Origin of the sequence: Pseudoduganella sp. R-31 (assembly GCF_049913235.1) — a bacterium.
Classification (GTDB): Bacteria; Pseudomonadota; Gammaproteobacteria; order Burkholderiales; family Burkholderiaceae_D; genus Rugamonas.
Map to the genome: position 1 here is coordinate 2,814,965 of NZ_CP183986.1, position 13,427 is coordinate 2,828,391.

The 13,427-nt window shown below is 63.3% G+C and carries 10 protein-coding genes; 5 read left to right on the forward strand and 5 right to left on the reverse strand.

Annotation, left to right across the window (positions count from 1 at the left end):
- The first annotated feature begins 137 nt into the window (after window positions 1-137).
- The 4 genes from ACN9MY_RS12950 to trxB all read left to right on the forward strand — a co-directional run bounded on the left by ACN9MY_RS12950 (window position 138) and on the right by trxB (window position 4,470).
- Window positions 138-2,201, forward strand: a complete 2,064-nt coding sequence (locus tag ACN9MY_RS12950; protein ID WP_426337440.1) for a TonB-dependent receptor plug domain-containing protein — start codon at window positions 138-140, stop codon at window positions 2,199-2,201.
- Between the two features lie 129 nt (window positions 2,202-2,330).
- On the forward strand, window positions 2,331-2,708 hold the full coding sequence (locus ACN9MY_RS12955) for a thermonuclease family protein (protein ID WP_426171174.1): 378 nt from the start codon (window positions 2,331-2,333) through the stop codon (window positions 2,706-2,708).
- Window positions 2,709-2,796: 88 nt separating this feature from the next.
- Window positions 2,797-3,426: a glutathione S-transferase family protein gene (locus ACN9MY_RS12960; protein ID WP_426171176.1), complete on the forward strand. Its 630-nt coding sequence runs from the start codon at window positions 2,797-2,799 to the stop codon at window positions 3,424-3,426.
- A gap of 96 nt (window positions 3,427-3,522) precedes the next feature.
- A complete protein-coding gene (trxB, locus tag ACN9MY_RS12965) occupies window positions 3,523-4,470 on the forward strand; it encodes a thioredoxin-disulfide reductase (protein WP_426322833.1) in 948 nt (315 codons plus the stop codon).
- 13 nt (window positions 4,471-4,483) lie between these two features.
- Here the strand turns inward: trxB and ACN9MY_RS12970 are convergent, their stop codons facing one another.
- Window positions 4,484-5,506, reverse strand: coding sequence for a glycoside hydrolase family 53 protein (locus tag ACN9MY_RS12970; protein WP_426322835.1), 1,023 nt, complete (start codon window positions 5,504-5,506; stop codon window positions 4,484-4,486).
- Window positions 5,507-5,620: 114 nt separating this feature from the next.
- Between ACN9MY_RS12970 and ACN9MY_RS12975 the strand changes: the two genes are divergently transcribed.
- Window positions 5,621-6,160 (forward strand): DUF4256 domain-containing protein, encoded by a 540-nt coding sequence (locus ACN9MY_RS12975; RefSeq protein WP_426322837.1) that lies wholly within the window; start codon window positions 5,621-5,623, stop codon window positions 6,158-6,160.
- Here the strand turns inward: ACN9MY_RS12975 and ACN9MY_RS12980 are convergent.
- From ACN9MY_RS12980 to ACN9MY_RS12995, 4 genes are all read right to left on the reverse strand, one after another.
- Window positions 6,157-9,018 carry a response regulator gene (locus ACN9MY_RS12980; protein WP_426322839.1) on the reverse strand — a complete coding sequence of 954 codons (2,862 nt, stop codon included), beginning with the start codon at window positions 9,016-9,018 and terminating at the stop codon, window positions 6,157-6,159. The two genes, ACN9MY_RS12975 and ACN9MY_RS12980, sit on opposite strands and share 4 nt — an antisense overlap.
- Before the next feature lie 79 nt (window positions 9,019-9,097).
- Window positions 9,098-9,343, reverse strand: a complete 246-nt coding sequence (locus ACN9MY_RS12985) for a hypothetical protein (RefSeq protein ID WP_426171183.1) — start codon at window positions 9,341-9,343, stop codon at window positions 9,098-9,100.
- A 218-nt stretch (window positions 9,344-9,561) separates the two neighbouring features.
- Window positions 9,562-11,544, reverse strand: a complete 1,983-nt coding sequence (locus ACN9MY_RS12990) for a site-specific recombinase (RefSeq protein ID WP_426337441.1) — start codon at window positions 11,542-11,544, stop codon at window positions 9,562-9,564.
- A gap of 25 nt (window positions 11,545-11,569) precedes the next feature.
- Window positions 11,570-13,423, reverse strand: a complete 1,854-nt coding sequence (locus ACN9MY_RS12995) for a glycoside hydrolase family 28 protein (protein ID WP_426171187.1) — start codon at window positions 13,421-13,423, stop codon at window positions 11,570-11,572.
- Between the last annotated feature and the right edge of the window lie 4 nt (window positions 13,424-13,427).

Genomic DNA, 13,427 nt, shown 5'->3' on the forward strand with positions numbered 1-13,427 from the left:
GGCGCGGCAGTATAGCAGCCGCATTCCGGCGTTCGTCCCGGTGGGCCGGGTGTTCGTCACACTCCGTATCGGCTTTCCCGAGGTTTCGCCAACAATGCGCATCGTTCTTTTACAACCGGGTCTTTACGATGCGAATATTGCTTTACTTGCTCCTGTTTCCCCTTTGCGCCAGTGCCGAAAGCGACGTGGTGAGTGTCGAGGTCAAAGCGGCCAGCACCTTGCAGCAACCCCGCGATGATGGCGCGGGCCGGGTTATCGTTTCACGCGATGAGCTGTTACGCTATGGCGATCCCACCATGTCCGAGGCCCTGCGTCGCCAGCCCGGAGTTACGGTAAGCGGGGGGCAGGTGCAGTTGCGGGGGCTGGGCGGCGGGCATACGCAATTCTTGCTGAATGGCGAACCGGCGCCGCCCGGATTCTCGCCGGAGAACCTGGCGCCGGAGCTCGTCGAACGTATCGAGATCCTGCGCAGTGCAACTGCCGACAGCAGCACCCAAGGCATCGCCGGCAGCATCAATATTGTTTTGCGCCGAAGCACTGGGCGGGCCCGGTCGCTGGCCTCGCTGGCCGGCAAGGACGCTGGCGCCGGCTGGTCTCCGGAAGCGTCGTTCGACCTGTCGCGTCCCGGCGAGGTTTATTCCGGCAACGTGGCGATACAGGCCGCACGCGGAAAGAGCGCACCGGCAAGCAGCATTTTCGAGAGCACCTTGTCGGCCCGGCGCCAGACTGCCGAAGCGAACTTCTTGGCCACGGAGCGCATAGGCCTGGCGCCGCGCCTGAATTGGAAATTCGACGGCGGAACGAAGGTAGCCTGGCAAGGCCTGCTGGACCATGTCCGCAATCGCAACCGTGGCAGCAGCGGGGAAACTGCGCTGCTCGGCGCATCGAGCGATTTCCCGGTGAGCGCATACAGGGCCGATGCCCGCACCGGCATCGCGCGCAGCGATATCGAGGCCAGTCATCGTCTTGGGGACGCAAACCGCATCGATTGGAAGGCTGGCCTGGCGCATAACCGGCGCAACAGCGACTATCTTTTCACCGGAAGTGACGCGTCAGGAGATGCGGTCTGGCTGCGCCGCGTGATTTCCAGCGCGTCGGACGATAGCGCCAGCAGCAGCGGAAAATGGCGTCTGGGAGGCAGCAGCGGACATGTACTGGCGGCAGGGTGGGATGGTTCGGTGGCGCGGCGTTCGGAATGGCGGCGACAGGAGGACGCCAGTGCGGCAGGCGAGCCGCTTGGCGAGCTTGACCAGCGTTACATCGCCCGCGTGCGGCGCTTTGCCGTGTACGCCCAGGATGAATGGACGGTATCGCCTGGATTTGAGGCATATATCGGCCTGCGCTGGGAAGGGCTGCGCACGATGACCAATGGACGCGACCTGGCGGACGTGCGCAGCAGCACCGCCGTCGGGAGTCCGGTGGCGCATTTGCTCTGGCGCCTGCCCTGTTCGCGCGATCAGCTGCGGCTTGGTCTCGCGCGCAGCTACAAGGCGCCCAATACGCGCGACCTGGTGCCGCGCCGTTTCACGGTCAACAATGGCAACGGCCCCGCAAATCCCGATGTGCAGGGCAACCCGGCATTGCGTCCGGAGCTGGCATGGGGAATCGATGCCGCTTACGAACGCTATTTCGGCCAGGACAGCATGGCCAGCGTGGCTGCCTATCATCGGAGCATTGCCAATGTCATCGGTTCAGTTCTTTTCGAAGACAAGGGCAAGTGGGTGGCGACGCCTGGCAATATCGGCGGCGCCGTGACCCGCGGCCTGGAATTTGACGGGCGCCTGGCTTTGGCGGCGGGGACGATGGCGCGAATAGGCGTCGCGCGCAATTGGTCGAAGGTGGATTCCGTGGCATCGCCCGGCAACCGGCTTGGCGAACAAGTGCCGCTTACCATCAACGCGGGTGTCGATATTCGCTTCGGAGCGGGAAAGACGGCGGGCTTCAACTGGAACCTGCAGAAGGGTGGCCTGGCGCATATATCTGCCTCGCAGTGGAGCGGGCGAGGCACAGAGCGCCGGCTGGACTTGAACGCCGCCTGGCAATTGCGGCCGGGGCTGACCTTGCGCGCCACGGCTGGCAATGTATTGAAGCCCGATACCCGCAATACGCAAATTTTCGAGGACGGCCGCCACGATTCCTTGCGAAACGTGACAAGCAGTGGGCAGCGCACGTTCAAGCTCGCTGCGGAAGTCGCGCTATGACGCTACAATTGCGGCCGTCTAAACAAGTGGAGTAGGGAAATTAAGAAGCTTGCACTGATCTTTGCACTGATTTGTACTCATTCATACGCAGACACGGTCATCGGCGTTTCCGATGGCGACACGCTGACTGTGCTGAGCAAGGGCCGTCCGGTCAAGGTTCGCCTGGCGAATATCGATGCGCCGGAAAAGAAACAGTCTTTCGGCGCGCGTTCGAAGCAGTCGCTGTCGGACCTTTGCTTTGGCCGCGACGCGACGCTCGACTCGGGGAAACAGGATCGTTACGGACGCACCGTGGCCGTCGTCCATTGCGGCGACGTCAACGCCAACGTGGCGCAGGTGCGCAAAGGCATGGCCTGGGTCTACCCCCAGTACAACCATGATCCTTCGCTGCCGGCAATCCAGGCCGCAGCGCGCAGCTCCCGGGTCGGTTTATGGGCGGAACGCGAGCCGCTCGAACCCTGGTTGTTCCGCAAGGAGCGCAAGGCGCGCAGCAGCTACCTGAACTAGTGGACTGTGCCCTGAACGCCGCCCTGCAGCCGCCGTCAATCTGTTTTACTATTATCCGCCTGACGACACCCAACTCAAGAGGACCAAGATGGCGGAATTCAAATTGCACTGCTTTGCTGCTTCCGGCAACTCGTACAAGGCAGCCCTTTTCCTGGCGCTGGCCAACGCGGACTGGGAGCCTGTGGTAGTGGACTATTTCGGCGGCGAGACGCGCACGGAAGGCTGGCGTGACAATCTCAATGAAATGGGAGAGATTCCGGTGCTCGAGCACAAGGGGCTGAAGATCAGCCAGTCCGGCGTGATCCTCGACTACTTGGCCGAGGTGACCGGCAAATTCGGTCCTCGCACCGATGAAGAGAAGCGCGAAATCTGGCGCTGGATCCTGTTCGACAACCACAAGTTCACCAGCTATTACGCGACCTTGCGCTTCATGTACGGCCTGCAGAAGACCGGCGACACGCCCGTCACCCAGTTCCTGCGAGATCGTGCGATCGGCGCTTATCGCATCGTCGACAAGCACCTGGCCGCCAACAAGTTCCTGGTTGGCGACCGCCTGACCATCGCGGACCTGTCGCTGATTGGCTATGTCTACATGCCGGAGGAGACCGGGATCGACCTGGCTGAATTCCCGCACATCGAAGCGTGGAAACAGCGCATCAGCGACTTGCCTGGCTGGCGCCACCCGCACGAGCTGATGCCTGGCAAGAAGGCTTTCTAAGCCCAGGCGGTTTATTGCCCACTACAGCAGGAAGGAATGAACTTTTTCGCGGCATGCCGGTATTAACCTGCATTGTGATTATTTGAGGATCCCGACATGCCACAACATTCCCGCCTGCTCATTCTCGGTTCAGGTCCTGCCGGTTACACCGCCGCCGTCTACGCTGCCCGCGCCAATCTGCAGCCAACCCTGATTACTGGCCTCGAGCAGGGCGGCCAGTTGATGACTACGACCGACGTGGAAAACTGGCCGGCCGACCCGCTGGGCGTGCAGGGGCCGGATTTGATGCATCGCTTCCGCGACCATGCCGAGCGCTTCGGCACCCGCTTCATTTTCGACCATATCCACACCACCCACCTTGATGAGCGCCCGATCCGGCTGGTCGGCGATGCCGGTGAGTACACTTGCGATGCCTTAATCATCGCCACCGGCGCCTCGGCCCAGTACCTGGGGCTCCCCTCGGAGCAGGCATTCATGGGACGCGGTGTGTCGGCCTGCGCCACTTGCGACGGTTTCTTTTACCGTGGCCGCGAAGTGCTGGTAGTGGGCGGCGGCAATACCGCGGTGGAGGAGGCGCTTTATCTGTCGAATATTGTGGCGCGCGTGACCCTGGTCCACCGGCGCAGCCGGTTCCGCGCAGAACCAATCCTGGTCGACCGCTTGATGTCGAAGGTTGCCGAGGGAAAGGTTGTCCTGAAACTCGACACGACGCTGCACGAAGTCCGGGGCGACGATGCCGGAGTAAGCGGCGCGGTACTGCGCGACGCCAGCGGTGAACTGGAAGCGCTGGCGGTGCACGGCATCTTCATCGCCATCGGGCACAAGCCCAATACCAGCATCTTCGAAGGCCAGCTGGCGATGCGGGACGGCTACATCAGGACGAAGTCCGGCCTCGACGGCATGGTAACCCTGACCTCGATCGACGGCGTGTTTGCGGCGGGAGATGTGCAGGATCACATCTACAGGCAAGCAATTACGAGCGCGGGGACAGGCTGCATGGCGGCACTGGATGCACAGCGCTACCTGGAGCAGCTTTCCAGATAGGCCGGGCAGGGCGTCAGCGTTCTTCGGCCAGGAAGGCTTGCATCGCCCTGGTCGGCCTGCCGTCGTCGCCCCAGGCGCTGAGCGGGTAGTTGCTCCAGCTGCGCGCGCCCAATGGTTCCCAGTAGATCACGCCCAAGCCCTTCTGGTTGGGTACCGCCTTGACCTTGCGCTGCACGGCGACCAGCATCTCATACGTGTTTTGCGGGCGTTTGTCTTCGCCGCCCACCTCCACGATCATGACCTCCTTGCCGTAGCGCGCGGCCATGTCGTTCATATTGCGGGCAAGGGCGTCGATCGACTGTTTATAATCCGGCTTGCCGGGCAACCAGTAGGGGTAGTACGACATGCCGATCACGTCGTAGCGTGCGCCATTGGCCCTTGCATTGTCGAACCAGGTCCTGAAACGCTTGCTGTCATTGCCGCGGTCCAGGTGCAGGATCACCTTGGATACAGGGCTGACGGCCTTGATGGCATCGTAGCCCTTGTTGATCAGTTGCGCCAGTTGCGGCCAGTTCCTGGTGCTGCCTTCGGGATAAATCATCCCTCCCGGCGTTTCATTCCCAACCTGCACCCATTCCGGCGCGACGCCAGCCGCCTGCAGGGCGGACATGACCTCATAGGTATAGCTGTAGACGTCTTCCAGCAGGCGCGGGAAGTCGTGGCCTGCCCAGGCAGCGGGCTTGTTCTGCTTCGACGGATCGGCCCAGCTATCGCTGTAATGGAAGTTGATCATCACCCGCATGCCCATCTTCTGCGCGCGAACGGCCATGGCCACGGTTTCGTCCTTGCTGTTGTGGCCATTCGTCCTGTCGTCCGAAGGATTGACCCAGGTGCGCAGTCGCACCGTATTGATGCCGTGGTCCTTGAGGATCTGCAAGGCGTCTTCCTGCTTGCCCTGCTCGTCATGGAACTTGTAGCCGGTGGCTTCCATTTGCTGGAGCCAGCCGATGTCGGCTCCCTTGGCAAATTCCCCGGCTCCGGCAGGCGTCGCGATTGCAAGGAGCAAGGCAAGCAGCGCACCAATCTTCTTCATCATCCTCTTTCGCTATTTTTGGTGGCACAATGCTAGACCAAGGACAGGCTTCGCAGGTATGACGAAACTGGTGCGGGCCATGCAGGATTGATATGAGACTTTGATCGAGGTTTCAAGATGAAGACATCCCATCAGTTGAGCGAACTCCTCGAGCAGCGCTTCCTCAAGAACATGGAGCGCCACCAGGAACTGGCATGGAACGCAGTGCAGGCACGCCTGGATGCGCATCCAGGCAAGCTTCGCGTACTCGAGGAAATGGAACGTACCGGCGGCGAGCCCGATGTCGTGGGCGTCGACGCCGCGACGGGTGAAGTGGTGTTCTGCGACTGTTCGCCGGAAAGCCCGGCAGGGCGGCGCAGCCTGTGTTTCGACCGGGCCGCACTGGATGGCCGCAAGGAAAACAAGCCTTCCGGCAGCGCGCTGGAAGCGGCCAAGGCGATCGGCATCACGCTGCTGACCGAGGCCGAGTACCGCCACCTGCAAACGCTGGGTGAATTCGACCGCAAGAGTTCAAGCTGGGTGCAGACGCCGGCCGACATCCGCAAGCAGGGTGGCGCCCTGTTCTGCGACCGGCGCTACGGCCACGTCTTCCTGTACCACAATGGCGCCGAGTCGTATTACGCGGCGCGCGGCTTCCGCGGCATCCTGAGGGTTTAAGGCGGCAGGTAGCGTTCCAGCGTTTGCATCATCTCGTCGATATCGAGCGGCTTGGGAATGAAGTCGTCCATTCCCGCCGCCAGGCAATCGGCGCGTTCGGATTCCATGACGCCTGCCGTCATCGCCACGATAGGCAGCTTCAGGCCCAGTTCCTGGCGGATGATGCGGGTCGCCGTGTAACCGTCCATGACCGGCATCTGCACGTCCATCAGGACCAGGCGGTAGGCCTCGGGCGAGGCGCGCAGGATGCGCACCGCTTCCTCGCCGTTGCCGGTGACATCGATGGTAGCGCCGGCGCGCTCCAGGATGCCGACTGCGACAAGCTGGTTCATCGCGTTGTCTTCCACCAGCAGCAGGCGGCCGCTGATGCGCAAGGCCGGCGCTGCATCCGCCTGCACCTCATGCAGGTCGGCCTTGTCCAGCACCTCGTGCACGGTATCGTACAGGGCGGACGCGGTAATCGGCTTGGTGAGCAGGCCTTCTCGATCGGCATCGTCTTCGAGCATTTTGCTGCGCTCGTAGGCGCTCACCATGAGTATCACGGGAACTGCCGGTCCTTGCGCATGGCGCAGCGATTCGATATAACGCTGGTCTTCGCCGGGCACGCTCCAATCGGCGAGTATCACGTCATAAGGCAAGTTGCGCTGGGCGGCGAGGGCGAGCATCTTCTCCACCTCTGCCCCGGAGGAGGCAACGTCGACGCCCCAGCCCCAGGCTTGCAGCGTCTTGGACAGGTAGACGCGGCTGGTGAAGTGGTCGTCCAGCACCAGCACGCGCAGCGGCCGTGCGCCCGCGCCGCTTGGCGCCTGCTGCTGGCCGGCCGGTACGGCGCCGAAGGGCAGGGTGACGGTGAAGGTGCTGCCTTCGCCCGGCCGGCTTTCAAGCGCGATGCTGCCGCCTTGCAGTTCGACCAGGCGCTGGCAGATCACCAGCCCGAGCCCGGTGCCGCCAAATTTGCGGGTGACGGATTCGTCGGCCTGGGCAAAGGGCGCAAACAGGTTGGCCTTTTGTTCCGCCGAGATGCCGATACCGGTATCGCACACGATAAAGCGCATGACGGAGCGCTGCTCGTCGCACTCCGCGCATTCGACCTTCAGGCTGACTTCACCCCTTGCCGTGAACTTGATGGCATTGCTGGTGAGGTTGACCAGCACCTGTTGCAGGCGCAGGGGATCGCCGAGCAGCATGCGCGGAACGTCCGGTTCGACGCCGATGGCCAGTTCCAGCTCCTTCTCGCCGGCGTTCACGCTCATGATGGTGGATACCGCGTGCAGTACCGCGTCAAGTTCGAAGCGGGTCGTATTGAGCTGGACCTTGCCGGCTTCGATCTTGGAGAAGTCGAGGATGTCGTTCAGCAGTGCCAGCAGGGACTGCCCCGAAGTGCGCAGCATCGTCAGGTAGCGCCGCTGCTCCAGCGACAACGGGGTGGTGGTCATCAGATGCGCCATCCCCAGCACGGCATTCATCGGCGTGCGCAGTTCGTGGCTCATGTTGGCGAGGAAGGAACTCTTGGCCGCATTGGCTGCCTGCGCTTCCTTGACCGCCTCGCGCAAGGCTTCCTGCGACTTCTTCAGCTCCGTCACGTCGCGCAGGACGCCGACGAAACGATATTTGCCTTCGTCGCGGATGGCGCTGATGGTCAGTTCAACGGTGAACTGGGTGCCGTCCTTGCGCAATGCGGGCAGTTCGACGGCGCCTTTGCCGATCACGTGCGGATCGCCGCCCGACAGGAATCGCCGCATGCCATGCTGGTGCGCGGCGCGTATCGGCTCCGGCATCAGCATCTGGATGCCGGCGCCGACGGCTTCTTGCGCTGAGTAGCCGAAGATTTCGCTGGCCGCACGGTTGAAGGTTTCGATCCGGCCTTGCTCGTCGATGGTGACGATGCCTTCCCCGACGCTGTCGACAACAGTGCTGATGCGCACGTTGGCGTCCTCGAGCTGGTCGGTGCGTTCGTGGATCAGGCTTTCAAGCTGCCGGATCTTGCCGCTGATGAACCAGGCCAGGCCGAAGCCCGCCAGCAGGAGCGCCAGCACGATCCAGGTAAGCCAGGTGACGGAGGCCAGCAGCTCCTGCAAGATGGTGGCGCGCGGCACGCCGACCGCGACGGCCCAGCCGCTGCGGCTGGAGCGGGTGAAAATCGTGTACACCGGGATGCCCTCCAGCGTCGTGGACTCGAACACGGCTTCATCGGTCTCGCCCAGCCGCTTGACCAGGGCGTCCGAGCCGGGCTTGCCGACAAAGCGCTCCGGTTCGTGGGTGCGTGCAATGATCACGCCTTTACGGTCGAAAATGGCAAGCACCCGATCCCTGGGCAGGGTTCCGGAAGCGAGGACGCGCCCCAGGTTGCCGGGCTGGTAGCCAACCGAAAGGCAATAGACGACCTGGCCGCCCCGTATGACCGGCACATGGACCGCGACCAGGGGCTTGCCGGTAACGCCGCCAATAAATACGTCCGACACCACGACTTGCCCCGTTTCGAACACGCGCTGGATACGTTCGCGGCTGCCGGGGTCGGGAATCTGCTGGCCGAAGGGGAGCAGCGTGTTGAGGAGCTGGACCGAGTCGCGCGTGCTGAGCACGATGTTCGAACCGGGAAAGCCGGCATTGACGATATTGACCGCTTTGCGGTGAAAGCCGGCCAGGTCGCCCTGGTCGAGTTCCGCCGACATGGCCAGCGCCCTGGCCGCAGTGATGCCGAGGTCGAGATCGCGGTCGACCGCCTGCATCATCGAGCGCACGACGAACAGGGAATCGCGCTCGACCTGGGCCCGTTCGCGGGTATAGAAGTGCTGGATCAGCAGGCCGAAGCCCAGGGCCGCGGGGAGGGCGCATGCCAGCACGAGTGCAAACAGCATGCGGCGAACGGTGGGCCTTCTTGGTTGCCGAATTTGAGCCAAGTTGCTTCTTCCTTCGGATGGGCAAGTTGTAAGCTGGTCATGGCATTGTACAGTTGTAGGCCTCGACTGGGCGCTGGATTCCCACTGTGCGCATCGCCCGCTCGGCAACGTCGGCAATACTGGGATGGGCATCGCCCCAGCGGTCGAAGGGTGTGCGCAAAATGGCAATGATCTCGGGATCGGCTACCCCTGCCATGGCAAGATAGGCCCAGGCATATACACCGCCGTAGACGAAATCAATGCAGTGGGCATTCAGGATAAGGGAAGATGTGGGCGTGCGCATGCAGTTTCATGGTGAAGCTAGCGCACAAGAGTGGGGTGCAGCGGATATCAGGGCGGCGGCAGGCGGGATCGGGCATGCCGGAGCGTAGTGCTGCACTGTAGCACGCGGCAAGGCTTCATATCAAGTTTTGCCGCCCGCACCCGGCCCTCGGTCAGGATTGCCTGTAGCCGTGTGCGTGAAGCCATCAACGGAAGCGGTGAGCTGGTTCACGAACGGCTTCAGGACGTTTCGGGCGGCGGCAGGAAAAAGCTGCGCGGCGCCTGGCGGAAGCGCTGCCATACCATGCCGGCCAGGGCCCGGCCGCGGCCGAAACTGACGCGGCGCGAACGCAACGCAACCATCAGGGCCAGCGAGAAGCTGACCGCCAGGTTGGTCAGCGCGATCAGCACAATGCCCGACAGCGACAGCAGCCATTGCTCGGTGCTGAGCTGGTAGTCCAGTCCAACCAGCGCGAAAGCGAAATTGGCGCTCGAGAAGGTCACATGGCGGATGTCGATCGGCAGTCCCAGCACGTATCCGATGGTGCCGATCGTACCGAGCATGATGCCGAAGAAGAAATTACCTGCAAGTGCGCCAAGGTTGCGGCCGATGTAATCGGTGACGCGCCCCAGCCGCTTTTCGCCCAGCAGCCAGCGCAACCAGTGCAGCTGCCGTAGGCGCGCGGCGATATCGTTATAAGCCGCCTTGTTGTCGTAGTAGCCAGAGATCAGTCCGGCCAGGAACAGGCACACGCCGGCAATTGCCGCATGCGGCAAGGCCAGGCTATGCAGCGGGTCGATATCGTGCAGCAGGTGCTGGGCCTTTTCCGCGCCGGCCAGGTGCTGGCCGAATGCCGCCTGCCATCCCACGGCGATGGCGAAGGCGGTGGGCATGGCAAGCGCCACATTGCCGACGATCGCCACGAATTGCGAGCGCAGCACCCTGACCACCAGCTCGGCCAGTTCATCGAGCTTCTTCTGGCCTTCGTCGATTGCAGCGGCGATGCGCGCCGCCGTCATTGCCGGCTGCTTGGTGGCCACCGTGAAGTGCAGCACGTGGATCAGCATGAAGCCGAGCGAGTAGTTCAGGCTATACAGCGCGGCGTAGCCGATCGGGGCAAGCAGCAGGCGGGCCATCAATATCTTGAGCGTCGCCATGAAGCCGACGATGAATCCCGCGCCGGCGGCGGAGCGCATCATGGACAGCCATTCGGCGCGCGTGCTGGCGACATAATGTTCGCCCGAACGCCCGGCGTGCTCCGTCACCTGCAAGGCCAGCAACTCGGTATTGGTCTGGAACAGGTCGGTCAGGCTCAGTTTACGATTGTCGGCTTCCACCAGTTGCTGGAACAGGCCGAGCGCGCTGGGCAGGGATTCCTGCAAGGAGGGCGCTTCCAGCAGGTCCAGCAGGATGCGCAGGCGGCCGATGCTTTGCGTCAGGCGCAGGAACAGACGGGTCAGGCTGACCGACACCCCTTGCACCGATGCCGCCTTGCGCGCACGGCCGATGATTTCTTCGCACTGGCTGAGAAGCACGTCGAGGTGGCGGGCATCCGGCACTGCGGCCTGGGCGTCGACCAGGCGGGCGCGCCAGGCTTCGGTCAGCTGCACCACTTCGGCATTCTGGCGCAGGAAGGGCGATTCGAAGCGTTCGATGTCCGGATGGACGCGCACCAGTTCAGGCTCCAGGCCGATGGCGCTGATGCGGTAGGAGAGCACCTGGATGGCTTCCAGCAGTTCACTCAGCGCCTGCCCCTGCAGCCAGCCATGCTGCGGCAACTGGAGCGTATTGAGCAAGTCCAGCCAGACCGTGGGTTCGACGCCGTTGACCCACTTGTAGTCATCCTGGCGATTGAAGATCTGGCCGAAGACGTCTTTCAGGTAGGCGTCGTTGACGGTCGGCGGCAGCCATTTGTGATTCAGGCGGCGCCATAGCTCGCCGAAGAAGCCCTGGTTCTGCAACACGCCGGTATCGGTGAGCAGGTGCACCAGCTTGCGCTGTCCGATTACTTCGGCCAGGTATTCGCGCAGGGCTTGCGCCCACTCTGGCCGCGTAGCAAGCAGGTGCGCCAGGGCGCGCAGGCGGTTGGTAGCCTGTTGCAGGTCATTTGCATGGCGGGGACGTACAGTGCCGACCAGTTCCTGCAGCAGGGATGTATCGCGCGACGGGGCCGTGGCCTGGATGCGCGCCAGTATGCTGTCCATCATCATTCGCGACAGCATACTGGCGATCGCGCTGCTTGTCCAATCAGGCGCTTAGGGTAGCCTTAAGGACCTTGCCGCCGATCCTGACGTTTTCCAGCGCGAGGCCGGCCACGTTATACAGCCAGACCGGCTGCGCAGCATTGACCGGGTTGCCGAAGTCGCAGTTGCTGATGGTGACCCGGCGTACCGGCAGCACAGGCGGTGCGGGCTGCGGGCCGTTGTAATCGCTGGCGACGGGGCCGAGGATCGCAATGGCCTGGTAGCAGGAGCCGGAGGTGCCGCCTTTGGTCACGTTGCCGACGGTGAGGTTCTCGATGTGTACATCGGAGACCTCGGGCGGCCGGATGCGAACGCTGTCGGCGCCTGGCTGGTAGTCGCAGTCGAAGGAAACGACGGCGCCGGCGGCGGTGGCCAGCCCCCTGGTGTCGATCGGCGACCCGGGCAGCAGGGCGTAGTGCGAAGGGCTGAGCTGGACGCCATTCGGGATCTTCACATTCTTCACGTAGAAGTGGCGCAGGTAGCCGCCGCGGTTCATATTGGTCTTGAGCCGGATGGCGATATTCAGCGGATCGGTCTCCCAGTGCACGTTCTCGAATACCAGGTCGCGGGCGTAGACGTGCTCGATGCCGCCGGCCATTTCGGAGCCCAGCGTCACGGCGCCGTGGCCGCTGTGCATGGTGCAGCCCTGGATCACGATATTGCGCGTCGGGCCGTACTGGACGTCGCGGTTCTTGCCGGCCTTGATGGCAATGCAGTCGTCGCCGGAATCGAAGACGCAGTCTTCCACCAGCACATGGTCGCAGGCTTCAGGATCGAAGCCGTCGCTGTTCGGGCCGCGGCTTTCGGCGTGGACCTTGCGGATCACTAGGTTGCGGCAGTTGACCGGGTGGTGCTGCCAGAAAGGGGTGTTCTGCACATGGTAGCCCTGCAGCAGGACGTTGCTGCAGTTGATGAAGTGGATCATCGGCGGGCGCAGGTAGTGGCCTTTGCCGAACACGCGCTGTTCAACCGGCAGGCCTGCTTCGGACAAGGCAGGCAGGTAGCGCTCGTCGCTGCGCCATTTGTCGCCTTCGCCTTCGATCAGCTTGCGCTGGGCGGCGTTCAGGCCCGGGGCGATTTCCGCCAGCGGCTTGTTGAGCGGGTTGGGGACCACTTGCGTCGGCTGGCCTTCCTTGTAGCCGGGCGCCGTGGTCTGAGAGACCGCATTCATGGTGCGGTTGCGGCCCTTCCAGGACCACCAGCAATCGCCGGCTTCGTTGAAGGCGACGCCGCCCTGGCCGTCCAGTTTCGACGTCCAGTCTTCGCCGGTCAGCGCGATATTCCTGGCGTTGACGGCGTACACCATGGGCGAGTAGTTCAGGCAATCGTTGCTTTGCCAGCGCGAGAGCACCAGCTTGCCGTTTGCGTCGCAGTCGAAGTCGCCGTGGCGGGCGTAATCGTCGGGGTACTGCGAGAACAGGATATGGGCTCCGGCTTGCAGGTGGACGTGGACGTTGGAGCGCAGCACCAGCGGGCCGGCGCAGTACCAGTGCCCTTTGGGAATGACGACCCGTCCGCCGCCGGCGGCAGCGCAGGCGTCGATGGCCGCCTTGAAGCCTGCGTAGCAGTCATGGGCGTCGTCGGCCTGGGTCGGGACCAGCTCCTGGTCGTCGTGGGTAACCCAGGCCTTGACCGTCTTGGTACCGCAAGGCCTGGCGCCAAAATCCGTGACCAGGAAATCCTCGTTGCGGAAACTGACGGGAGCGCGCAGTGCAGCGGCGATGGCGTCGGCACGGCGCCAGGCATTGGCGCGGCTGGGCGGGGAGGCCGCCAGCGCGGGCAGCCATTGCGGTGCGAGCAGGGCGGCGGCGCCGGCTTGCAGCAGTTTGCGGCGGCGTAGTTGTCGTGGTGCGTTCAAATCA

What these genes read in the sequence shown, in the direction of transcription:
- ACN9MY_RS12960 (WP_426171176.1), top strand. Translation starts at nt 2,797, where the DNA reads ATGGCGGAATTCAAATTGCACTGCTTTGCTGCTTCCGGCAACTCGTAC.
- trxB (WP_426322833.1), top strand. Translation starts at nt 3,523, where the DNA reads ATGCCACAACATTCCCGCCTGCTCATTCTCGGTTCAGGTCCTGCCGGT.
- ACN9MY_RS12970 (WP_426322835.1), bottom strand. Translation starts at nt 5,506, where the DNA reads ATGATGAAGAAGATTGGTGCGCTGCTTGCCTTGCTCCTTGCAATCGCG.
- ACN9MY_RS12975 (WP_426322837.1), top strand. Translation starts at nt 5,621, where the DNA reads ATGAAGACATCCCATCAGTTGAGCGAACTCCTCGAGCAGCGCTTCCTC.
- ACN9MY_RS12980 (WP_426322839.1), bottom strand. Translation starts at nt 9,018, where the DNA reads ATGCTGTTTGCACTCGTGCTGGCATGCGCCCTCCCCGCGGCCCTGGGC.
- ACN9MY_RS12985 (WP_426171183.1), bottom strand. Translation starts at nt 9,343, where the DNA reads ATGCGCACGCCCACATCTTCCCTTATCCTGAATGCCCACTGCATTGAT.
- ACN9MY_RS12990 (WP_426337441.1), bottom strand. Translation starts at nt 11,544, where the DNA reads ATGCTGTCGCGAATGATGATGGACAGCATACTGGCGCGCATCCAGGCC.